We start from the raw sequence: 21,125 nt of genomic DNA on the forward strand, positions 1-21,125 counted from the left end.
CCATATGCTCACTGACCTTCAGAAAGACCCCTGGCGTCTCCTGCTCGCGATCAACGCGGCGGCCATCGTCGGCGTCTTCGTTCACAAGATCCAGCTGCCGCCTTACGTCCCCTACATCCACCTCCTCGTCGACTATCATTTCGGCTTCATCAAGCGCGCGCTGATCGGGGCGATCGTCGCGCTGTTCACCGACAAGGTGCCGGTGTGGCTGGTGTTCGCGCTCGGCGGCGCGACATGGCTGGTGACGCTGGGACTTTACGCAAGACTATTCCGGACAACGTTCGGCTTCACCGCGAAGACATTGCCGCTGTTCGTCTTCATCGCGGGCTCGCCGTTCTTCCTCAAGAATTTCATGCACACGCTCGGCCATTTCGACATCTATGGCTGCGCGCTCGCGATCGTCCTGCTGCTGGTGCCGGCCGGGTCGCTGCTGTTCGTGGCGCTGGCTGCGCTGTTCTCGATCGTTCTCGTCCTGATCCACCACATCCATCTGCTGATGTATGTGCCGACCATCGTCACCATCGTCGTGATCAGGCACTATCTGACGCACGGCTGCGATCGCACCAATGTCGCGTTCGGCATCATTGCCCTGGTTGCCGTCTCCGCGCTGTTCTTCGCCGCGCAATTTTGGGGAACGATGCCGATCCCGGAGGCGGATTTCGTTGCCTACCTGAAGAGCCGGATGGCCGATCCCGCGCGGGCCGACCTGCTGCAGTTCGCCTACATCTGGTATCAGCCGCTGACGAAGGAGATTTCCGACACCTGGGGCCGCCTGCCGCACAACATCCTCGGCGTGCCCGTGTTCGTGCTGCTGATCTGGCTGCACACACCGCTGTGGCGCTATTTTGCGAACCTGATCGCTGCGCTCGCAAACGACACGCACCGGCGCCTCGTGGTCGCGGCGCTCGCGGGCGTCAGCCTCGCCTGTCTCGTGATGTTCGCGATGGTGTTCGACTATTCGCGCTGGATCTCGAACTGGGCGGTCTGCATGTTCCTGATCCTGCACGCGGTGAAGATGCTGCCCGCCGCGCGCGAGACGCCGCTGATTCCGGCGGAAGATCGGAAGACAAATATCTTCGGTCTGATCGTCACACTGATCCCGCGCGTCGGAATCGTGCGGCCGTTCTAATATCTCGCCCGCCTGATCCGCACGTAAAGCGCGCCCTCGCCGCCGTGGCCGATGCCGGCTTCCTCGAACCCCACGACGAAGGCGCGAAATTCCGGCAGGCTCAGCCATTCCGGCACCTGACGGCGCAGCACGCCGCTTTCGCCGCCGCTTCGGCCCTTGCCGGTGATGACGAGCACGAAGGTCAGGCCGTCATGGTGGGCGCGGTGCAGGAAGCCGGTCAGTGCACGATGGGCGCGCATCTGGGTCATGCCGTGCAGATCGAGCCGCGCCTCGATCTCGCTACGCCCGCGCGACAGCTTTGTGCGCTCGCGTTTGCCGAGCGGCGCCAGCGGCGGCACTGCGGGTTTCGCTGCACGCGGTGCCGGGGCAGCGGCAATTGGACGTGGCGAGGGCGCAGGCCGCGTGGCGGGCGCTGCAGGGGAAGGCTCGGTGCGCGGTGCGGCCGGCACCTTGGCGGCACGATGCTTCCTCAGCGGCTTGACCTGCTTGGCGATCGCATCCCACAGCGCGCGCTCTTCCTCGCTCAGCGCGCGACGGCGCGGCGAGGGACGAGGCTCCAGCACGGGCGGACGGGACGATCGCTTCATTGCTGCCGATGGGAACGATTTTTCACCGGCCGCCGCGGCTCCTGAACTGGCTCGATCACGGGACGCGGCACCGGCAGCGGGACTGGCCCGGCGACAGCGACCGTCTCGCTCTTGCTTGGCGCCTCGGCTGCCGCCGGCTTGTCCTTCGCAGGCTCGGTTTGCGGAAACAGCTTTGCGATCTTCTCCGAAGGCCGCGGGTCCGGCACCGGCAGCCGCGCGGCACGCGCTGTTGGATCGAGGCCCTTCGGCACCAGCATCACGAAATGCATGGCATGGCGCAGCCGCCCGGAGACGCGGCCTGCCTCCTGACCCGCGCCGAAATAGAGATCCGCGCGCGCGGGCCCGATGATGGCCGAGCCGGTGTCCTGCGCGATCATCAAGCGATGGAACGGCGTCTTCGCGCGTTCGGACTCGATCGGCAGCTCGCCTTCGATGAAAAACGGCGTGCCGTAGACGTGGAGCGATTTGTCCACCGCGATCGAGCGGCCGGCCGTCAGAGGGATACCTTGCGCGCCGACCGCCTCCTCCTTGTCGGACAGATTGACCTCGCGGAAGAAGATGTAGGAGCGGTTCTGGCGCCGCAGCTCCCTGGCGCCGTCGGGAGTCTGGGCCATCCACTCCCTGATCTTCTGCATCGACATCTCTTCCTTCGGAATAATGCCGCGCTCGATCAGGATGCGACCGACCGCCGTATAGGGATAGCCGTTATAGGCATCGTAGTTGAGCCGGACCGTGCCGCCGTCGTCGAACTTGATCCGGGCCGAGCCCTGGATCTGGGCGAACAGCAGATCGGTCGGGTCCTTCAGCCAGGCAATCTCGAGTCCGCGGCCGGCAATCTTGCCGTCCTCGATCTCGGCGCGGTCGTAATAGGGCACGAGCTTGCGGCGGCCGATCTTGCGATAGACAGGGCCCTTGTTGGGCAGGCTGACCGAATCCTGCTTGTAGCCGCGCACGAAAAGGTTCGACGGGCGGCGATAGACCGGGACGTTGTAGACGTCGGTCTGCGTGCGCGATCCCTCCAGCACCGGCTCGTAATAGCCGGTGACGAAACCGTCGGGCTCGCCGAGGCGCGAGATCCGCAGTGGCGCGAAATTCTCTTCGAAAAAGGTTTTGGCCCTGGCGTCGTCGGCAAGCTCGAGCGATTTGGCGACCCGGCAGGGTTCGCCCAGCGATGCGCCCAAAGCCTTCGGTTCGGGAGCGCCGGTCTGCGCACTGATCGGACGGCAGCTTGCGCGAAAGGTCTTGTAGGCGGCGAGATGATTGTCGTCGCCCCAGCCCTTCACGTCGGCCCAGGCCAGCGGCAGATATTGCGCGCCGGGAATCTCGAACGGCAGGGGAAGCTGCGGATACGGCAAGGCGCGAGGCGGCGCGGCGGGCAATTCCGGGAGATGATGGTGATGGCTGCGATAGTGGCGCCGCGCCGCCTCGGCGCCGAGTGAAAACGACGACAGCGCGACGGCACCTGCGCAAAGCGCCGTCGCGCTGGTCTTCAGGAAAGCCTTAATTCGCGCTTCCGGTGCCAACCAGCTTCCAGTTCGGATCGCGAGAGGTGATGTCGCGGGCGAAAGTCCAGATGTCGGTGATGTCGGCAACCGTGTCGGCGCTGCCGTCGACGATGTTGCCGGCCTTGTCGCGGGTGGCCGAGATCATCTGCGAGACGAAGCGGATCGTGAGCTGGGCGGTGCGGTCGCGCAGCTCGGCGCCGACGAGTTCGGCCTTGTCGATCGAGACAAAACGCGTCTCGGTCTTCTGCTCGTTCTTCTCGCGTTCCTTGATCGCGGCATCGAAGCTTTCATAGACCTCCGACGACAAGAGGTCGCGCAGCGCGCGGCGATCGCCATTGGCAAAGGCCAGCACGATCATCTCATAGGCGCCGCGGGCGCCGGAGATGAAATGGCGCGGATCGAAGGTGGAATCCTTTTCGACGATGGCGTCGAGACCCTGCGCGAGCACGGTGCCCGGCTCGGTCAGGCCCTTCCAGCGGTCGGAGGGCGGGGTCGGCTCGGCGGTCGGCGCCAAGGGGGCCTGGTCGATGACCTTGCCCGGCATGGTGACGACGTTCTTGTCCTGGGCACCCTGGAGCGCGTTGCGGTCGAACGGCGGCCGCTCGTTGCCGGTGCGCTGCCCCAGCACACTGCGCAGCCTCAGAAAAATGAAGACCGCCAGCGCCAGGAAGATGATGGTGTAGATGTCCACGTCGTATTCGCTTTCTGGTCGTCTGTAGAAGGGGCCGTCTCGAAAGGATCGTGCCGGGAAAATCGATCCGGCCAGTAGACCGTTCCATACCGGAACGGCAAGTCTACATCACCATTTTGGGTCCGCGCGTCAGGTCCGTGGGATGTAGGCACGAAATCTTGCCCGGCCAATGGCGCCTTTTGGCACAGCACCGAGTGTAGCGCGTTTTATGCTTAAGGGGAAACCCGATCCTGCCCGGAAATCGCGCATCTTCAATCGTTTAAGCCGCGGTTAGGTGGGATCGGCGGGGTGAACGGCATAGTTGTGGGCGTGGCCGGAATTCCCCATCCGGGACCGTTCGTCCTTGTGGAACGTGGTAGCCCTATGTTAGCCAACCGCCGCGAAATTCAGCCCAATCGGGTAAGGAGACACTCTTATGACCAACGGTAACGGCACCCCTCCCGAGGCGGCCCAGGCTCCCCAGCTCAACGTCCTGGCGCAATATACCAAGGACCTCTCGTTCGAAAATCCGAACGCGCCCAGCTCGCTCCAGCAGCAGAGCCAGCCGCCCCAGATCAACATCCAGATCAATGTCAGCGCCAACAACCTCAGCGAACAGGAGTTCGAGGTGACGTTGTCGGTCGAGGGCAAGGCCGAGACCGCCGGCAAGATCATGTTCTCGTTCGAGCTCGCTTATGCCGGCGTGTTCCGCATCTCCAACGTGCCGAAGGACAATTTGCATCCGCTGGTCATGATCGAATGCCCGCGCCTGCTGTTCCCGTTCGCCCGTGAGATCATCGCCACTGCCGTGCGCGACGGCGGGTTCCCGCCTTTGATGCTGGATCCGGTCGATTTCGTCGGCCTCTATCGCCAGAACATGGAGCGACAAATGGCCGCTCAGCCGAGCGGCCAGGCTTAACCGGCCAAAGGGGCAGCTCGAGCGGGCAGAAACTCGTTCCAGATCGCCTTGTCGCCGAGCGTTGCGATGAAGGCCCGGTGGGCCTCGCGCTCGGCGTCTGAAATCCGCGGGGTGAGCGGAGCCGGCCGTTGCCGCCGAGGCGCATCGGCAGCCCCATTGGTGCGAGTCTCCTCAGATTCTGAAGCCAGCAGCAGCTGCGATTGCCGCGCCCCGACCAGATCCACATAGACTTCCGCAAGCAACTCGGCGTCGAGCAACGCGCCGTGCTTGGTGCGGCGTGAATTGTCGATCGCATAGCGCGAGCAGAGATCGTCGAGCCGGTTCGACACGCCGGGATGCTTGCGCCGGGCCAGCAGCAGAGTATCGACCAGCCGCTCACGCGGGATCGCCGGGCGCTTGATCCGGTCGAGCTCGGCATTGATGAAGCTGATGTCGAACGAGGCGTTGTGGATCACCAGCGGCGCGTCGCCGATGAACTCCAGAAAATCGTCGACGACCTCGTGGAACAGTTGCTTGGTCGCCAGAAACTCGGCCGACAGCCCGTGCACGGCAAAGGCTTCTGCCGGCATGTCCCTCTCGGGATTGATGTAGACGTGGAAGCTCTGCCCCGTCGGCATGCGATTGAGCATCTCGACGCAGCCGATTTCGACCAGGCGGTCTCCCCGCAGCGGGTCGAGGCCGGTGGTTTCGGTGTCGAGAACGATTTCGCGCATGATCTGAGAAGCCGTGTAACGCGGCGAATCAGGCTCGCCGCTGCGGCATCTTAACGACCTCGGCGAGGATGTGCGCGATTTGGGCGCGCACCGGATCGAGTCCATGCGACGTATCCACCACGAAATCGGCACGCCTGCGCTTTTCCGCATCGGGTGTCTGCTTGGCGATGATGGCGTCGAGCTTGGCCTCGTCCATCGTGCCGCGCGCCAGCACCCGCTCGCGCTGCAGTTCCGGGGACGTCGTCACCACGACAACGGCATCGACCCGCGTCTCACCGCCCGTCTCGAACAGCAGCGGAATGTCCAGCACCACGACCGGCGCGCTGGCGGCTTCGGCGTCGGCGAAGAATTTTTTCCGGGAAGCGCCGAGCATCGGATGAACGATCTGCTCGAGCTGCTTGATGGCGGCAGCATCGTGCACCACACGCGCCGAGAGTTTTGGCCGATCGACCTTGCCGTTCGCGGTGGTGCCGGGGAAGGCGGCCTCGATCGCGGGCGCAGCCTCGCCCTCATAGAGCTGATGAACAGCCGCATCGGCATCGTAGACAGGGACGCCAGCCTCCGCGAACAATTTCGCGGTGGTCGATTTGCCCATCCCGATCGAGCCGGTCAGTCCCAGGATCCGCATCAGCCTAGCCATATCTGCGATTCAAACCGCAACTAGCCGCTCGCGCCGCAGGAACGCAAGCAGCGGCAGCAGCGGCAGACCGAGAATGGTGAAGTGGTCGCCCTCGATCCGCTCGAACAAATGGATCCCCAGGCTTTCGAGCTGATAGCCCCCGACACTGGTGGTGACGGCATCGCCGGCGATGTCGAGATAGACCGAAAGCTCGGCCTCGGTCATCTGCCGCATGGTGAGGCGGGCGACCGAGACGTCCTCGAAGATGATCTCGCCATCGCGTGCGATCGCCGCGGCGGAATTCAGCTCATGGCTATGGCCGGAGAGATCGCGCAGTTGCGCCAACGCTTGGGCGCGGCCCGCAGGCTTGTTGAAGAGGCGATCGCCAAGCGCCAGCGTTTGATCCGCACCGATGACGGTGCTTCCAGCGTGATGGGCCGAGACTGCTCTGGCCTTTTCGCGCGCCAGCAGCAACGCAATCTCGCGCGGACCGGAAAGCCCGGAGGCGGCCTGGATCGCGCGCTCGTCGATATCAGCCGTGATCGCCTTGAACTCGAGCCCGGCATTGGCCAGCAGCATCTTTCGCGCGCTGCTCTGCGAGGCCAGGATCAACGAAGATTTGCCGAGCCACAGACCCATCGCAAAATTATTCCCAAGTCTATTGCAAGACTATTCAGAAGGCCGGTTACGCTGACGATCGCTGTAGAGTTTCATGATCGCCGCGGCGGTTTCCTCGATCGAGCGCCGCGTGACGTCGAGCAGCGGCCAATCATGCTTGGCGCTCAGCTTGCGGGCAAATGCGACCTCTTCGGCGACCGACTGCTTGTCGGTATAGGTGTCGCTGCTGGAATCGGCGCCCATGGAGAGCAGGCGGTTGGTGCGCACCTGGATCAAGCGTTCCGGCGTTGCATGCAAGCTCACCACCAGCGGTCGCGTCAACGTTTCCAGTTGCGAGGGCACCGGAATGCCTGGAACCAGCGGCACGTTGGCAGTGCGGATGCCGCGGTTGGCAAGGTAGATCGACGTCGGGGTCTTGGAGGTGCGGGAGACACCCACGAGCACCACGTCCGCGTCGTCGAGCCCTTCGACATGCTGGCCGTCATCGTGGATCATCGTGTAGTTCAACGCGTCTATGCGCTTGAAGTATTCGGCATTGAGGACGTGCTGGGCGCCGACCCGGCCGGTCGTAGCAGCTCCGAGATACGCCTCGAACAATTGCATCACCGGGCCGATGATCGACAGGCTCGGAACATTGATCCCCTTGCACTTGTCCTCGAGCCTGGCGACCAGATCCTTCTCGAGCAGCGTGAACAGCACGATTCCCGGTGCTTCCTCGATCTCGTCGAGCACGCGATCAAGCTGTTTCTGGCTGCGCACCAACGGATAGACGTGCTCGACCGGGGTCACGTTTGCGTACTGAGCGGCAACGGCGCGCGCCACCGTGATCAGCGTTTCACCGGTGGAGTCGGAGACGAGGTGCAGATGGAAATAATTGCTCGAGGTCGGCACAAAAGCCCTTTGTATGAAACCGGTGTGGTTTGTGGATTTCTGTGGAGCTTAACCCCTTGGAAAGGGATGTGCGACACCGCGGGCGGGACAAGTGCCAATTTTCTTCACACCGCTGCCCCTGAGAACAACTTCGACGCCCTGCCGAAAGGGAAACGGGATTGCGTCGATAACCCTCTTGATAAGCTGCCGACAGAAACGCGCAAGCCTTTGAAGCTGACCGACTTATCGAAAGCGGCCAGAGCGATCAGGGATATGTTGATGGATGTGAACAAGCGCGTGTGAACGGGCGGACGGAAATGTGTGAGTCCAATTCACCGTCACATAGACTCAAACCTTAAGAATCTAAGATTCTTATTGGAGAAGGGCGCTACGGACGGATATGTGTGCAGGCAAGACCTTAACGACTCCTTACTATCCCCAGCGTTCCCCGCGGCTGGGCAGGAATCCGGACTCCAGACATGTTTGAAGACGTCTATCTCTGGATCAAGGCGCTGCATGTGATCGCCGTCATCTCCTGGATGGCGGGCATGCTCTATTTGCCGCGGCTGTTCGTTTATCATTGCGAGGCCGAAATCGGCTCGAAGCAGTCGGAAACGTTCAAGGTCATGGAACGGCGGCTGTTCAAGGCGATCATCAATCCCGCCATGATCGTGACCTGGCTCGCCGGGCTTTATCTCGCCTGGGCTGGACACTGGTTCACTTTCGGCTGGCTGCACGTAAAACTGGCACTGGTTCTGGCGATGTCCGCGGTCCACGGCTTTTTTTCGCGCTGGTTGAAGGATTTCGCGGCGGATCGGCGCCCCCGAAGCCAGAAATTCTATCGTATTATCAACGAGGTGCCGACTGCCTTGATGATTCTGATCGTCATCATGGTCATCGTGAAGCCGTTCTAGGCAGCGGCCGCGAACAATCGCTCAGTGCTTCTGCTTGCGGAGTGTGAGGCGATTTTCTATATTAGCGATATCCCACCCAACGCAGGCGGATGTGGTCGTGTCTGAGCTTTCCAGAGGCCGGACACCCCATCAGGTTTGAAGCCTCACCGGCGCTCTCCTTGCCAGACCTGCGGACCTTACCTTTTCGCGTCCGCATTTCAGAGCCTCCTCGCACCCCCCTCCCAGGTTACCCCACAGGACCACCCCAATGCGGGAAATCAAACTCCAGGACCTCAAGTCGAAGACGCCGGCCGAGCTCGTCTCGTTCGCGGAAGAGAATGGGGTCGAGAATGCCAGCACCATGCGCAAGCAGGAGCTGCTGTTCGCCATCCTCAAGCAGCTTGCGCTCGCCGAGACCGACATCGTCGGCGAAGGCGTCGTCGAGGTTCTCTCCGACGGCTTCGGCTTCCTCCGCTCGCCCGATGCGAATTACCTGCCGGGCCCGGATGACATCTACGTTTCGCCCTCGCAGATCCGCCGTTTTGGCCTGCGCACCGGCGACACTATCGAAGGCCACATCCGCAGCCCGAAAGAGGGCGAGCGCTATTTCGCGCTGCTGAAGGTCAACACGCTCAATTTCGAGGACCCGGAAAAAGCCAAGCACAAGGTCAATTTCGACAACCTCACGCCGCTGTTTCCGAATCAGCGCTTCCGCATGGAAATCGACGACCCGACGCGGAAAGACCTGTCTGCAAGGGTTATCGACATCGTCGCGCCGATCGGCAAAGGCCAGCGCGCTCTGATCGTCGCGCCACCGCGCACGGGTAAAACCGTGCTGATGCAGAACATCGCGCACTCGATCGCGCATAATCATCCCGAGTGCTATCTGATCGTGCTTCTGATCGACGAACGTCCGGAAGAAGTCACGGACATGCAGCGCTCGGTGAAGGGCGAGGTCGTCTCCTCGACCTTCGACGAACCGGCGGTGCGCCACGTCCAGGTCGCCGAGATGGTGATCGAGAAGGCCAAGCGTCTGGTCGAGCATGGCCGCGACGTCGTGATCCTGCTGGACTCCATCACGCGCCTCGGCCGTGCCTACAACACCGTGGTGCCGTCATCGGGCAAGGTGCTGACCGGCGGTGTCGACGCCAACGCGCTGCAGCGGCCGAAGCGCTTCTTCGGCGCCGCCCGCAACATCGAAGAGGGCGGCTCGCTGACGATCATCGCGACCGCGCTGGTCGATACCGGCAGCCGCATGGACGAAGTCATCTTCGAAGAGTTCAAGGGCACCGGTAACTCCGAGCTGATCCTCGACCGCAAGGTTTCGGACAAGCGGACCTTCCCGGCGATCGACATTTCGCGCTCCGGTACCCGCAAGGAAGAGCTGATCACCGATCCGGTGGTTCTGAAGAAGATGTACGTGCTCCGCCGCATCCTGAATCCGATGGGGACGATGGACGGAATCGACTTCCTGCTCGACAAGCTGCGTTCGACCAAGAGCAATTCCGAGTTCTTCGACTCGATGAACACCTGATTGCAGTGCAGCATGATCAAAGGGCGCCTTCGGGCGCCCTTTTTCGTTGTGCGGCTTTGCTGCAACGAAGGTGCAGCATTGTGGGGCGTCTGTCGCTTGCAGCGGATTTCGCTTAACATATTGATATTACTTGTGAATATAGATATATGGGGACGTCGTTCATTCCGTTGGAAGTGGTTCTTGCAGCAGACGCTCGTGAATTTGTTGCATCGCAACATAGGCTTTACTGCGGGAATTGGTGCAGCAAATCGCGCGATTTGTCTGCCGAAACAGATGTTTGCCTTTTTCCTGTCAGCCGGACAAATAGGCCATGCATCCGCGAGATCAGACCATCTTTGCGCTGTCGTCCGGCCGTCCGCCCAGCGCGCTCGCGGTGGTGCGCGTCTCCGGGCCAGGCGCCAGCCTGGTGCTGACGACGCTGGCCGGCAAGCTACCCGCGCCGAGACAGGCCGGCCGCCGGCTCCTTCATGACGGCGTCGGCCAGCCGATCGACGATTCGGTGGTGTTGTGGTTTCCGGGGCCGGGCAGCGCGACCGGCGAGGACGTCGCCGAATTTCACGTCCATGGCGGCCGCGCGGTGCTGGCCGCACTGTTTACCGCGATTTCCGTAATTCCGAATATGCGAGCTGCCGAGCCCGGCGAATTCACCCGGCGCGCCTTCGAGAACGGCAAGCTCGACCTGACTGAGGCGGAGGGGCTCGACGATCTCATTCATGCCGACACCGACCGCCAGCGCCGCCAGGCGTTACGGCAGTTGCAGGGTCTCCTCGGCAATCGCGCGCGCGACTGGCGCGAGCGTATCATCGACGCCTCGGCCTTGATCGAGGCCGGCATCGATTTCTCCGACGAGGGCGATGTGCCCGCCGAGTTGATGGCGCCTGCGGTCAAGGCGATCAGTGCGCTGCATGACGAAATTGCAGAAGTCCTTGCGGCACAAGGACAAGCTGAACGCTTGCGCGACGGCCTGGTGGTTGCGATCGCGGGCGAGCCGAATGTCGGCAAGTCGACGCTGATCAACCAGCTCGCGCGCCGCGACGTTGCGATCGTCTCGCCTCATGCCGGCACGACGCGCGACGTGATCGAGGTGCAGCTCGATCTCGATGGCTATCCCGTCACGGTGATCGACACCGCCGGCATTCGCGAGACCGACGATCCGGTCGAGCAGGAGGGTGTACGCCGGGCGCGAGCCCGCGCCGACGACGCTGATCTCGTGTTGTGGCTGGTGGAGGCGGGACGCGCTGTCGACCCTGACGCGATGTCGCTACTGGGCAAGTCCGGCAATGCAAGCAGTCCCTCCGGCGGCGCGATCTGGATCGTGCGCAACAAGATCGATCTCGGCGGGGTCGAGGACGTCCGACCGCGCGGTGAGTTCGGAATCGCGGCGAGCCGGGGGGACGGCATTCCTGAGCTGGTCGATGCCCTCGTGAAATTCGCCGCCGACTTCTTCGGAACGACTGAGGGGGCATTGGTGACCCGGGCCCGCCAGCGCGATCTGCTGCGTCGGGCAGCGGACAGCTTGCGCCGGAGTCTTGAGCTAGTAGAAGATGGTGAGGAGTTTGCCGCCGAAGAGCTGCGGGCTGCCGCCTATGCCTTGGGCCGACTGCTGGGTCGGGTGGATGTCGAGGACGTCCTGGGGGCCATTTTCCAGAAATTCTGTGTTGGAAAGTAGTGCTAGTTGTTCATTGAAGAAATAGCCTTTGTTCCATTTCTTGCCGTTTCACGCGAACGGGGTCGGCTTGGTTCCGTGACGTTTCACGTGAAACACCGCCTTGAGGTCCGGTCCGCCAGAAATACGGGGACGGGCTCTTGCGGTCGCGCTTTCCCGCCCGAGGTCGCTGGCTTTATGTCCTTCTGACGACGCCTTTCTTGCCTTCGCAAGCCCATTTGTTGCACGAAAAACGGTAATCTTTCCAAGGGCCATTCTACTGTGCATGGGGTTGTTTTCGCGAAAAACACTTAGGCACCGCTTCGCCCCGTTTCACGTGAAACAGTCACCTCTCCAGTTTCCGCTTCCGGCTTCCCCGCCTGTGAGTTAGAACTCCGCCCATGCGAACAGAGCGAGAGAGCTTCGACGTCATCGTGATTGGCGGCGGCCATGCCGGCTGTGAGGCCGCTTCTGCCTCTGCCCGGATGGGTGCGGCCACCGCTCTGGTGACACACCGTTTCTCCACCATCGGCGCGATGTCCTGCAATCCCGCTATTGGCGGTCTCGGCAAGGGCCATCTGGTTCGCGAGGTCGACGCGCTTGATGGTCTGATGGGCCGGGTCGGCGACGCCGGCGGCATCCAGTTTCGCGTCCTCAATCGTCGTAAGGGCCCGGCGGTCCGCGGTCCGCGCGCCCAGGCCGACCGGAAGCTCTATGCCGCCGCGATGCAGGCGGCGATCCGGGAGACCGAGGGTCTTTCCGTCATCGAAGGCGAGGCGGACGAGCTGATCGTGGTCGATGGACGGGTGATCGGCCTGCGCTTGGCGGACGGTCGCGAACTTCGGGCAGGGGCCGTTGTCGTCACCACCGGCACCTTCCTCCGCGGACTGATTCATCTTGGCGAGAAGAACTGGCCGGCCGGCAGGGTCGGCGAGGCGCCTGCAATGGGCCTTTCGACCTCCTTCGAGCGCGCCGGGTTCACGCTTGGACGGCTCAAGACGGGAACTCCGCCGCGACTGGACGGCTCGACGATCGACTGGTCGGCGGTCGAGATGCAGCCGGGGGACGAGCCCCCGGAGCCGTTTTCGGTGATGACCGAGCGGATCACGACCCCGCAGATCCAGTGCGGGATCACCCGGACCAATTCCGCGACCCATGACGTGATCCGGGCCAATGTCCATCGCTCTCCGATGTACTCCGGCCAGATCAAGAGCTCCGGACCGCGCTATTGCCCCTCGATCGAGGACAAGATCGTTCGCTTCGGCGATCGCGACGGTCACCAGATCTTCCTGGAGCCGGAAGGGCTCGACGACAGCACGGTCTATCCCAACGGCATCTCGACCTCGCTGCCGGAGGAGGTACAGCTCGCCATTCTCGCAACCATTCCCGGCCTGGAGCGGGTGAAGATGGTCCGGCCGGGTTATGCCATCGAATACGACCACATCGATCCGCGTGAGCTCGATCCGACCCTCCAGACCAAGCGTCTGCGCGGCCTGTTCCTGGCCGGGCAGATCAACGGCACGACAGGATACGAGGAAGCCGCCGGCCAGGGCATCGTGGCCGGGCTGAACGCGGCATTGGCCGCGAGCGGGGCCGCGCTGACGGTGTTCGACCGAGCCGATGGCTATCTCGGCGTGATGATCGACGACCTCGTCACCCGCGGCATCAGCGAACCCTATCGGATGTTCACCTCCAGGGCCGAGTACCGGCTGACGCTGCGGGCGGACAATGCCGATCAGCGTTTGACCGTGAAGGGCATCGCCCTGGGATGTGTTGGGAGCGCCCGGACCGTGCATCATCGCGCCAAGATGGACGCCCTGAATGCGGCTCGAGCGCTCTCCAAGTCGCTGACGATCACCCCGAACGAGGCCATCAAGCAGGGTCTCACCCTGAACCGGGATGGCCAGCGGCGCTCGGCCTTCGAGCTGATGGCGTATCCCGATATCGGCTGGAGCCAAGTCCGTGCGATCTGGCCTGAGCTGGCCGGCATCGATCCCGTCATTGCCATCCATCTCGAGATCGACGCGAAGTACGACGTCTATCTGGAGCGCCAGAACGCCGACGTCGAGGCCTTCAGGCGGGACGAGGGGATGGTGCTGTCGGACGTCGATTACCAGCAGGTCCCTGGTCTCTCCAACGAGGTGCGGGCCAAGTTGGAGAAGGCGCGGCCGTTCACGGTTGGCCAGGCCGGTCGAATCGACGGCATGACGCCGGCCGCGCTGGGTATCCTTGCGGCCTATCTTCGCCGCGAAGCGCGGAAGACTTCCAAAGCAATCGCATAGGTTTCACGTGAAACAGCGCGAGCCGGGCGGCAGCAGATCGTCATCAGGAAAGCCTCCGGCGGGTGAGGGCGTGGGTCGTCGCTCCGAACCGGCGCCGACCAAGCCGAAGATCGACAAGGCCAGCGCTAACGATCGATCGTTGGACGCCGTCATCGCGGCCGACAAGGTTGCGGCACTCAAGCTCGCACCCATTTCGCATGAAACCGAAACCCGGCTCGATCGCTACATCGCACTGCTGCGGGAGTGGCAGGCCAAGACCAACCTCGTCGCGCCCTCGACCTTGCCGCATCTCTGGACCCGGCACATCGCCGATTCGCTTCAGCTTGTCGCTCTTGCCCCGTCCGCCAAACGCTGGGCCGATCTTGGCAGCGGCGGCGGCTTTCCGGGTGTCGTCCTGGCCTGCGCCATGGCAGGGACGGCCGGGGCGAGCGTCCATCTGGTCGAGCGAATCGCCAAGAAGGCAGCCTTCCTGCGCGAAGCCATCCGCGTCACTACATCTCCGGGAGTCGTACATCTCGCTGAGATCGGGGATAATGTGGATAGAATCACCGGCCCGGTCGATTGCGTCACCGCGCGTGCACTGGCTCCGCTACATCAACTCATCGGCTTTGCGGAGCCGCTGATGCGCCAAGGCGCAAAAGCGTTGTTTCTCAAGGGTCAAGATGTAGAGTCTGAATTGACCGAAGCTACTAAATATTGGAATATTCAGCCGCAGCTCCACCAAAGCCGTACAGGCGACGGTTGGATCGTCGAGCTGGCTTCCGTCGAACGGCGCGGGTGAGGCGTCAGGGGCCGAGTGGGGAATTTGCGATGAGCGTGATTGACGAACCGCAGCAAGAACAGACCGCCGCCGTCCCGCAGGGCCATCCGCGCATCCTGGCGCTGGCGAATCAGAAGGGCGGCGTGGGAAAAACAACCACGGCGATCAATCTCGGCACGGCGCTCGCTGCGATCGGCGAACGTGTCCTGATCGTCGATCTCGATCCGCAGGGCAACGCCTCGACCGGCCTCGGCATCGATCGCCGCAACCGCTCCTGTTCCACCTATGACGTTCTGATCGGCGAGGCGAGCTTGCGAGAAGCGGTGGTGTCGACTGCAGTGCCGCGGCTGCATATCGCGCCCTCGACCATGGATCTCTCCGGCCTCGAGCTCGAGCTCGGCACCACGCCCGGTCGTGCGTACAAGCTGCGCGACGCGATCAGCGCGCTCAACAACAACGTCTCGCCAGATGCCGATTACACCTACGTTCTGATCGACTGTCCGCCCTCGCTCAATCTGATCACCGTGAATGCGATGGCGGCTTCCGACGCGATCCTGGTGCCGCTCCAGTGCGAGTTCTTCGCGCTCGAAGGTCTGTCGCAGTTGCTCCAGACGGTGGAGCAGGTGCGCTCGACGCTCAATCCGAACCTGTCGATCCACGGCATCGTGCTGACCATGTTCGACTCGCGCAACAATCTCTCGAACCAGGTCGTTGCCGACGTTCGGCAGTTCATGGGCGAGAAGGTCTACAAGACCATGATCCCGCGCAACGTGCGCATCTCGGAGGCGCCGTCCTACGGCAAGCCGGTGCTGGTTTACGATCTCAAATGCGTCGGCAGCGAAGCTTATCTGCGGCTCGCCACCGAAGTGATCCAGCGCGAGCGCGAGCTGCGGACGACGCATTAGAGGTGCTGTAGGGTGGGCAAAGGCGTCTTCGCCGTGCCCACCATCTTCCGCACATGACTAACTGGTGGGCACGCTTCGCTTTGCCTACCCTACGACAATTCAGTTCTGGAGTGCTGCACCGTGAATCCAAGGGAGCTGGCGATGGCCGACGAAGCGCGTTCGCGATTGGGCCGGGGTCTTGCGAGTCTGATCGGTGATGTCGGCGGCGAGGCCCAGCATGTCGATCGGCCGCGCGCGCAACGCAAGGTGCCGATCGAGTTCATCAAACCCAATCCGCGCAACCCGCGCCGCACCTTTTCGGAAAGCGAGCTCAGGGAGCTCAGCGATTCGATCAAGCAGCATGGTGTGATCCAGCCGATCGTGGTCCGCCCGGTGAAGGGGGCGCAGGACCGCTTCGAGATCATCGCCGGCGAGCGGCGCTGGCGCGCGTCGCAAATGGCCGGCCTGCACGAAGTGCCGATCGTTCCCGTCGACATCAGCGACAGCGATGCGCTGGAGTTTGCGATCGTCGAGAACGTGCAGCGGGAAGACCTCAACCCGATGGAAGAGGCGCTCGGCTATCACGCGCTCGCCAACGAGTTTAAACGCAGCCAGGACGACATCGCCAAAGTCGTCGGCAAGAGCCGCAGCCACATCGCCAATATGATGCGGCTGACCAAGCTTCCCGCCGAGGTGCAAGCGTTGATCACGAGCGGCGACCTGACCGCCGGTCATGCCCGCGCGCTGATCGGCGTGCCTGATCCGCTCGCGGCTGCCAAGCGCATCGTGGAAGAGGGCCTCAACGTCCGCCAGACCGAGGCGCTGGCGCATGAAGAGGGCGTGCCGGAGCGTAAGCCGCAGAAGGCGCGCACGGGGGCGAAGGAAAAGGACCCCGACACGGTCGACCTCGAGAAGCGCGTCAGCGACGCGCTCGGGCTCAAGGTCACGGTGAGCCACCGCGATCCCGGCGGCTCAGTGCAGATCAACTACCGCAACCTCGATCAGCTCGACGAGGTCATGCGGCGGTTGGCGAAGGGCGCGCTGTAGGCCGCTTGGTGTCGTCCTGGCGAAAGCCAGGACCCATGGCCCATCCACACGTCATTGCGAGCGCAGCGACGCAATCCAGAATCTTTCCCCGGAGAGATTCTGGATTGCTTCGTCGCAAGGGCTCCTCGCAATGACGAGGCAACAGAACGGCGTGCTCAGCCCCGCCGCTTCGCGTTCGCGGCGATCGCCATCAGCGTGCGCTGAGCGATGGCGGCGGCGAGGATGGATTGCTTGCGGGTGTCCAGCGCGGCGGTCGCGAGCTGCTCGATGATGGCGGCGAGCCGCGCCACGCTGAAATTACGCAGTGCGGTTTCGACCGCGGGCTTCCGCGAAAAATGCAGGCGCGGATAGCCGCTGTCGAGCACCGCGGAAGCGGGCGTGCCGTCGGCGATTGCGAGCGCCGATTTGTGCAGCCACGCCGCCTGACGCTGCGCCGCAGAGATGATCACGCCGGGGTAGGTGCCGGCGATCATGGCTTTGGCAAACTCGCTCTCGACGATCTCGGGCCGGCCGGCGAAGGCGCCATCGACGATCGGATCGAGTTTCAGCTCCGACGCATCGGCGACGACAGCCATCACGTCATCCAGCGTGATCTCGCCCTTGCCATGGGCATAGAGCGTGAGCTTGCGCAGCTCGTTGCGCGAGGCCTGCCGGTCGCCGCCGAGGAACGACATCAGCGCCGCGCGGGCATCCTGCGCGATGCGCAAATTGGCGATGCGGAGCTCGTCTTCCATCAGCTTGGCAAGGTCGCGCTCGGTATCGGGATAGCAGGCGATCGCGACGGCCGCCTTGGCGCGTTCGCAGGCTTTGCGTAGTGGCGATTCCGGGCGCAGCTCGCCGGCCTCGATCACGATGCGGCAATCCCTGACGCCCATCTCCGCCAGCGTGTCGATAGCGCTGGCAAAGCTGCGCGAGCCGGCGCGCACGCGGATGGCGCGGCGACCGCCGAACAGCGGCACCGTCATGGCTTCGTCGACGAGGCGCGACGGCTCGGCGGAGAGCTCGTCACCATCGACCTTGACCAGCGAGAAGGGATCATTGGGATCGTCGACAGCCGAGGCGATCAGCGCATCCGCGCGTTCGCGGACCAGGCCGGCGTCAGGACCATAGAGCAGGATGATCGGACGGCCCGCATCGGGGCGGGCGAGAAAGGCGTCGATCTCTTTTCCGCGCAGCGCGACCATGTTGCCTGGGATTCGTCATTCCGGGCGAACCGGGGTGACGGGATGAATTAAGTGCCCGCGGTGAAGAACGAGGCGAGGCGAGTCGTGATGTTCTCGGCGATCTCGTTGGCGGCACGATCCTCGGCATCACGTACCGCGCGGTTGCGGCTGAAACGCTGATAGGAGCCGGGCATGTCGTAGGACACGCGGGAGAACGTCGTGCCGGTCATCACCGACTTGCCACTGACGACCTCGATCAGATTGTACTGGGCGTCGAGGCCGTAATTTTCGCTGCTCGGCAGGCCGGTATTGGGATCGACGATCAGCGACGTCTTGCTGCTTACGAAGCGGATCTCGAGGCGGTGGGTCGGCGGCATGCCGGTGGCGGTGCCATAGAGCTTGAAGGCCAGCGCGTTGCGGACCTCGACGCCGACGCGGGCTTCGCGCGAGGCATTGGCTTTGGCGATCGGGGGCAGATCGACCCCCATCAGCTTCTCGCGCAGGCCGGGCGTGCCGTCGGTGTGCTCGGCATACATCGGGTGGAAGCAGCCGGCCGTCATTGCCGCCAGTGCGGCGACCGCCAGCAAGCGGGCTGCGATGCGGATCCTAGCCGACAACATTCACGATCCTCTTGGGGACGATAATCACCTTGCGGACGGGCTTGCCGTCCAGGGCCAGTTTTACCGCATCAAGGGCCAAAACGGCAGCCTCGATTTCCGGATTCTCGGCCGCTGTTGCAACTGTGACCTCACCCCGCTTCTTGCCGTTGACCTGAACCACCAGGGTCACACTGTCTTCAACCAGCAAATCGCGTTCGATTTGGGGCCAATTGACCTCGGAAACCAGCCCGCTGTGCCCGAGAACCTGCCAGCACTCCTCAGCCAGGTGCGGCATCATCGGGGAGAACAGCTGGACCAGGATCTGGCTGGCCTCCCGGATCGCCCAGGCCAAATCTGGGGCCGGCTGGCCGGGGCGCTGCAAGACCTCCGCGAATGAATTGGTGAATTCGCGGATATGGGCGAGGCAGACGTTGAAGTGCAGGCGCTCGATCCCGGTGGTGACCTTGTCCAGCGCGCCATGGGCGGCCTTGCGCAAGGCGGTGGCGTCCGGGCCGAAGCTGGCGGGCCGGGCCGCCGGCGCGGCCTTGCCGGCTTCAACAGAGTCGCTCACCAGCCGCCACAGCCGCTGCACGAAGCGAGAGGCGCCCTGGACGCGCTCGTCGCTCCAGATCACGTCGCGCTCGGGCGGGGAATCCGACAGCATGAACCAGCGCGCGACGTCGGCGCCATAGGTCTCGATGATGTCGTCGGGATCGACCGTGTTCTTCTTCGACTTCGACATCTTCTCGATCGGGCCGATCTGGATGTCTTCACCTGACGTCAGCAGCGTGGCGCGGCGGCCGTTGGCGCCGGTCTCGACCTTCACCTCGACCGGCTGGACGTAGGTGCCGTCGGCCTTCTGATAGGTCTCGTGCACCACCATACCCTGCGTGAACATGCCGGCGAACGGCTCGTCCAATGCGATGTGCCCGGTCGCCTTCATCGCGCGCGTGAAGAAGCGGCTGTAGAGCAGATGTAGGATCGCGTGCTCGACACCGCCGATATACTGGTCGACCGGCAGCATCCGGTTGGCGACCTCTGGCGTCGTCGGCGCGTTCTCGTTCCAGGGATCGGTGAAACGCGCAAAGTACCAGGACGAATCCACGAAGGTGTCCATGGTGTCGGTTTCACGCTGCGCCTTGCCGCCGCATTGCGGACAGGTCACGTGCTTCCAGGTCGGATGATGATCGAGCGCGTTGCCCGGCTTGTCGAAGCTCACATCCTCCGGCAGCACCACCGGCAGCTCGGAATCCGGCACCGGCACCACGTCGCACTTCGGACAGTGGATGACGGGGATCGGGCAGCCCCAATAGCGCTGGCGCGAAATGCCCCAGTCGCGCAGGCGGAAGTTCACCTGGCGCTCGCCGACCGGCGCGTTGCCGCGCAGCTCAGTCTCGAGACGCTTCGCCACGTCGTCCTTGGCCTGATCGATGGTCATGCCGTCGAGGAAGCGCGAATTGATCATGCGGCCGTCACCGTCATAGGCGGTATCGGTGATGACAAACGTCTTCGGATCCTGGCCCTCGGGGCACACCACCGGCGTGTTGCCGAGAGCATACTTGTTGACGAAGTCGAGGTCGCGCTGGTCGTGGGCGGGACAGCCGAAAATGGCGCCGGTGCCGTATTCCATCAGCACGAAGTTGGCGACATAGACCGGCAGCTTCCAGGAGGGATCGAACGGGTGAACCGCGCGGATGCCGGTGTCAAAACCCTGCTTCTCGGCGGTGTCGATCACTTCCTGCGCGGTGCCGATCTTTTTGATCTCACCGATGAACTCGGCGAGCGCAGGGTTTTTGGCGGCGGCCGCCTGCGCCAGCGGATGATCGGCCGAGATCGCCATGAACTTCGCGCCGAACAGCGTGTCCGGGCGCGTCGTGAAAATCTTCAGCTCGCTCTCGCCGGCCGGCGTCGTCGCCGCGTCGAGTGCGAAGCGGATCAGCAGGCCCTCGGACCGGCCGATCCAGTTGCGCTGCATCAGCCGCACCTTGTCGGGCCAGCGGTCCAGCGTATCCAGCGCTGACAGCAGCTCCTGCGAGTACTTCGTGATCTTGAAGACCCACTGGTTCATTTCCCGTTGCTCGACAACGGCACCCGAACGCCAGCCTTTCCCGTCGATCACCTGCTCGTTGGCGAGCACGGTCATGTCGACGGGGTCCCAGTTCACCTTGCGCTTTTCGCGCTCGGCGAGGCCTTCGCGCAGGAAGTCCAGAAACAGCTTCTGCTGGTGCTTGTAGTAGGAGGGATCGCAGGTCGCGATCTCGCGGCTCCAGTCCAGCGACAGCCCGATCGAGCGGAGCTGCTTCTTCATCGCGGCGATGTTGTCGTAGGTCCAGGCCTTCGGCGCCACCTTGCGCTCGATCGCGGCGTTCTCGGCCGGCAGGCCGAAAGCGTCCCAGCCCATCGGGTGCAGCACGTTGAAACCCTTGGCGCGCATGAAGCGGGCCAGCACGTCGCCGAGCGTGTAATTGCGGACATGGCCGATATGGATGCGCCCCGACGGGTAGGGGAACATCTCCAGCACATAATATTTCGGCCGCGGATCGTCGTTCTTGGAGACGAAGATCGCCTGTTGGTCCCAGGCGGCTTGCCAGCGCGGTTCGGCGTCGCGGGCGTTGTAGCGTTCGGAGGTCATGGAATCGTTGGGTTTTCGTGGATCTGGGCCGTCAAAGACGGCGGACTAGGCCATAG

At 63.4% G+C, this 21,125-nt stretch carries 20 protein-coding genes; 10 read left to right on the forward strand and 10 right to left on the reverse strand.

The genetic code is table 11. The features are described 5' to 3' along the window. Positions 1-4 precede the first annotated feature (4 nt). Positions 5-1,129 carry a hypothetical protein gene (locus BRA1417_RS0104640; RefSeq protein WP_027514816.1) on the forward strand — a complete coding sequence of 375 codons (1,125 nt, stop codon included), beginning with the start codon at positions 5-7 and terminating at the stop codon, positions 1,127-1,129. Here BRA1417_RS0104640 and BRA1417_RS0104645 read toward each other — a convergent pair. Genes BRA1417_RS0104645 through BRA1417_RS0104655 form a run of 3 tightly spaced genes read right to left on the reverse strand, consistent with a single transcriptional unit; the run spans position 1,126 to position 3,912 of the window. Beyond that, positions 1,126-1,716: a Smr/MutS family protein gene (locus tag BRA1417_RS0104645; protein ID WP_027514817.1), complete on the reverse strand. Its 591-nt coding sequence runs from the start codon at positions 1,714-1,716 to the stop codon at positions 1,126-1,128. The two genes, BRA1417_RS0104640 and BRA1417_RS0104645, sit on opposite strands and share 4 nt — an antisense overlap. Beyond that, positions 1,713-3,239, reverse strand: a complete 1,527-nt coding sequence (locus tag BRA1417_RS0104650) for a murein transglycosylase A (RefSeq protein WP_027514818.1) — start codon at positions 3,237-3,239, stop codon at positions 1,713-1,715. Before BRA1417_RS0104650 ends, BRA1417_RS0104645 begins: the two co-directional genes overlap by 4 nt. Continuing rightward, positions 3,217-3,912: a Tim44/TimA family putative adaptor protein gene (locus BRA1417_RS0104655; protein WP_007604067.1), complete on the reverse strand. Its 696-nt coding sequence runs from the start codon at positions 3,910-3,912 to the stop codon at positions 3,217-3,219. The genes BRA1417_RS0104650 and BRA1417_RS0104655 overlap by 23 nt, the downstream gene beginning before the upstream one ends. Positions 3,913-4,327: 415 nt before the next feature. Between BRA1417_RS0104655 and secB the strand changes: the two genes are divergently transcribed. Continuing rightward, a complete protein-coding gene (gene secB, locus BRA1417_RS0104660) occupies positions 4,328-4,810 on the forward strand; it encodes a protein-export chaperone SecB (RefSeq protein ID WP_007598595.1) in 483 nt (160 codons plus the stop codon). Here the strand turns inward: secB and dnaQ are convergent. Genes dnaQ through BRA1417_RS0104680 form a run of 4 tightly spaced genes read right to left on the reverse strand, consistent with a single transcriptional unit; the run spans position 4,807 to position 7,651 of the window. Beyond that, complete coding sequence (dnaQ, locus tag BRA1417_RS0104665; protein WP_027514819.1) at positions 4,807-5,523, reverse strand: DNA polymerase III subunit epsilon; 717 nt, start codon at positions 5,521-5,523, stop codon at positions 4,807-4,809. The genes secB and dnaQ overlap by 4 nt on opposite strands. A 28-nt stretch (positions 5,524-5,551) precedes the next feature. Continuing rightward, on the reverse strand, positions 5,552-6,151 hold the full coding sequence (coaE, locus tag BRA1417_RS0104670; RefSeq protein ID WP_027514820.1) for a dephospho-CoA kinase: 600 nt from the start codon (positions 6,149-6,151) through the stop codon (positions 5,552-5,554). 21 nt (positions 6,152-6,172) lie between these two features. Further along, positions 6,173-6,781 carry a Maf family nucleotide pyrophosphatase gene (locus tag BRA1417_RS0104675; protein ID WP_027514821.1) on the reverse strand — a complete coding sequence of 203 codons (609 nt, stop codon included), beginning with the start codon at positions 6,779-6,781 and terminating at the stop codon, positions 6,173-6,175. A 30-nt stretch (positions 6,782-6,811) separates the two neighbouring features. Next, on the reverse strand, positions 6,812-7,651 hold the full coding sequence (locus BRA1417_RS0104680) for a pyruvate, water dikinase regulatory protein (RefSeq protein ID WP_027514822.1): 840 nt from the start codon (positions 7,649-7,651) through the stop codon (positions 6,812-6,814). Positions 7,652-7,717: 66 nt separating this feature from the next. Between BRA1417_RS0104680 and BRA1417_RS0104685 the strand changes: the two genes are divergently transcribed. The 8 genes from BRA1417_RS0104685 to BRA1417_RS0104720 all read left to right on the forward strand — a co-directional run bounded on the left by BRA1417_RS0104685 (position 7,718) and on the right by BRA1417_RS0104720 (position 16,675). Further along, on the forward strand, positions 7,718-7,933 hold the full coding sequence (locus BRA1417_RS0104685; protein ID WP_027514823.1) for a hypothetical protein: 216 nt from the start codon (positions 7,718-7,720) through the stop codon (positions 7,931-7,933). 176 nt (positions 7,934-8,109) lie between these two features. Next, positions 8,110-8,544: a protoporphyrinogen oxidase HemJ gene (gene hemJ, locus BRA1417_RS0104690; protein ID WP_027514824.1), complete on the forward strand. Its 435-nt coding sequence runs from the start codon at positions 8,110-8,112 to the stop codon at positions 8,542-8,544. A gap of 247 nt (positions 8,545-8,791) precedes the next feature. Next, entirely contained in the window at positions 8,792-10,057 is a 1,266-nt protein-coding gene (gene rho, locus BRA1417_RS0104695; RefSeq protein ID WP_007598612.1) for a transcription termination factor Rho, read from the forward strand. A 310-nt stretch (positions 10,058-10,367) separates the two neighbouring features. Then, positions 10,368-11,726, forward strand: a complete 1,359-nt coding sequence (gene mnmE, locus BRA1417_RS0104700; protein ID WP_027514825.1) for a tRNA uridine-5-carboxymethylaminomethyl(34) synthesis GTPase MnmE — start codon at positions 10,368-10,370, stop codon at positions 11,724-11,726. A 377-nt stretch (positions 11,727-12,103) separates the two neighbouring features. Beyond that, positions 12,104-13,984, forward strand: coding sequence for a tRNA uridine-5-carboxymethylaminomethyl(34) synthesis enzyme MnmG (gene mnmG / locus BRA1417_RS0104705; RefSeq protein WP_027514826.1), 1,881 nt, complete (start codon positions 12,104-12,106; stop codon positions 13,982-13,984). A 7-nt stretch (positions 13,985-13,991) separates the two neighbouring features. Continuing rightward, positions 13,992-14,765: a 16S rRNA (guanine(527)-N(7))-methyltransferase RsmG gene (gene rsmG / locus BRA1417_RS0104710; RefSeq protein ID WP_027514827.1), complete on the forward strand. Its 774-nt coding sequence runs from the start codon at positions 13,992-13,994 to the stop codon at positions 14,763-14,765. A 29-nt stretch (positions 14,766-14,794) separates the two neighbouring features. After that, positions 14,795-15,649 carry a ParA family protein gene (locus BRA1417_RS0104715; protein WP_027514828.1) on the forward strand — a complete coding sequence of 285 codons (855 nt, stop codon included), beginning with the start codon at positions 14,795-14,797 and terminating at the stop codon, positions 15,647-15,649. A gap of 141 nt (positions 15,650-15,790) precedes the next feature. Beyond that, complete coding sequence (locus tag BRA1417_RS0104720; RefSeq protein ID WP_027514829.1) at positions 15,791-16,675, forward strand: ParB/RepB/Spo0J family partition protein; 885 nt, start codon at positions 15,791-15,793, stop codon at positions 16,673-16,675. Positions 16,676-16,830: 155 nt separating this feature from the next. On the opposite strand, the gene holA is transcribed toward BRA1417_RS0104720, so the two are convergent. From holA to leuS, 3 genes are read right to left on the reverse strand one after another with little or no spacing between them, the layout of a single operon-like run. Then, positions 16,831-17,859 carry a DNA polymerase III subunit delta gene (gene holA, locus BRA1417_RS0104725; protein WP_027514830.1) on the reverse strand — a complete coding sequence of 343 codons (1,029 nt, stop codon included), beginning with the start codon at positions 17,857-17,859 and terminating at the stop codon, positions 16,831-16,833. A 47-nt stretch (positions 17,860-17,906) separates the two neighbouring features. Then, positions 17,907-18,458, reverse strand: a complete 552-nt coding sequence (gene lptE, locus BRA1417_RS0104730) for an LPS assembly lipoprotein LptE (protein WP_027514831.1) — start codon at positions 18,456-18,458, stop codon at positions 17,907-17,909. Next, entirely contained in the window at positions 18,445-21,069 is a 2,625-nt protein-coding gene (leuS, locus tag BRA1417_RS0104735) for a leucine--tRNA ligase (RefSeq protein WP_027514832.1), read from the reverse strand. The genes lptE and leuS overlap by 14 nt, the downstream gene beginning before the upstream one ends. Between the last annotated feature and the right edge of the window lie 56 nt (positions 21,070-21,125).

The organism is Bradyrhizobium sp. WSM1417, assembly GCF_000515415.1.
GTDB lineage: Bacteria > Pseudomonadota > Alphaproteobacteria > Rhizobiales > Xanthobacteraceae > Bradyrhizobium.

Bases quoted from the DNA above. Each gene is read 5' to 3' on its own strand.
- BRA1417_RS0104640 (WP_027514816.1), top strand. From the start codon at position 5: ATGCTCACTGACCTTCAGAAAGACCCCTGGCGTCTCCTGCTCGCGATC.
- BRA1417_RS0104645 (WP_027514817.1), bottom strand. From the start codon at position 1,716: ATGAAGCGATCGTCCCGTCCGCCCGTGCTGGAGCCTCGTCCCTCGCCG.
- secB (WP_007598595.1), top strand. From the start codon at position 4,328: ATGACCAACGGTAACGGCACCCCTCCCGAGGCGGCCCAGGCTCCCCAG.
- dnaQ (WP_027514819.1), bottom strand. From the start codon at position 5,523: ATGCGCGAAATCGTTCTCGACACCGAAACCACCGGCCTCGACCCGCTG.
- coaE (WP_027514820.1), bottom strand. From the start codon at position 6,151: ATGCGGATCCTGGGACTGACCGGCTCGATCGGGATGGGCAAATCGACC.
- BRA1417_RS0104675 (WP_027514821.1), bottom strand. From the start codon at position 6,781: ATGGGTCTGTGGCTCGGCAAATCTTCGTTGATCCTGGCCTCGCAGAGC.
- BRA1417_RS0104685 (WP_027514823.1), top strand. From the start codon at position 7,718: ATGTGCGACACCGCGGGCGGGACAAGTGCCAATTTTCTTCACACCGCT.
- hemJ (WP_027514824.1), top strand. From the start codon at position 8,110: ATGTTTGAAGACGTCTATCTCTGGATCAAGGCGCTGCATGTGATCGCC.
- rho (WP_007598612.1), top strand. From the start codon at position 8,792: ATGCGGGAAATCAAACTCCAGGACCTCAAGTCGAAGACGCCGGCCGAG.
- mnmE (WP_027514825.1), top strand. From the start codon at position 10,368: ATGCATCCGCGAGATCAGACCATCTTTGCGCTGTCGTCCGGCCGTCCG.
- mnmG (WP_027514826.1), top strand. From the start codon at position 12,104: ATGCGAACAGAGCGAGAGAGCTTCGACGTCATCGTGATTGGCGGCGGC.
- BRA1417_RS0104715 (WP_027514828.1), top strand. From the start codon at position 14,795: ATGAGCGTGATTGACGAACCGCAGCAAGAACAGACCGCCGCCGTCCCG.
- BRA1417_RS0104720 (WP_027514829.1), top strand. From the start codon at position 15,791: ATGGCCGACGAAGCGCGTTCGCGATTGGGCCGGGGTCTTGCGAGTCTG.
- holA (WP_027514830.1), bottom strand. From the start codon at position 17,859: ATGGTCGCGCTGCGCGGAAAAGAGATCGACGCCTTTCTCGCCCGCCCC.
- lptE (WP_027514831.1), bottom strand. From the start codon at position 18,458: ATGTTGTCGGCTAGGATCCGCATCGCAGCCCGCTTGCTGGCGGTCGCC.
- leuS (WP_027514832.1), bottom strand. From the start codon at position 21,069: ATGACCTCCGAACGCTACAACGCCCGCGACGCCGAACCGCGCTGGCAA.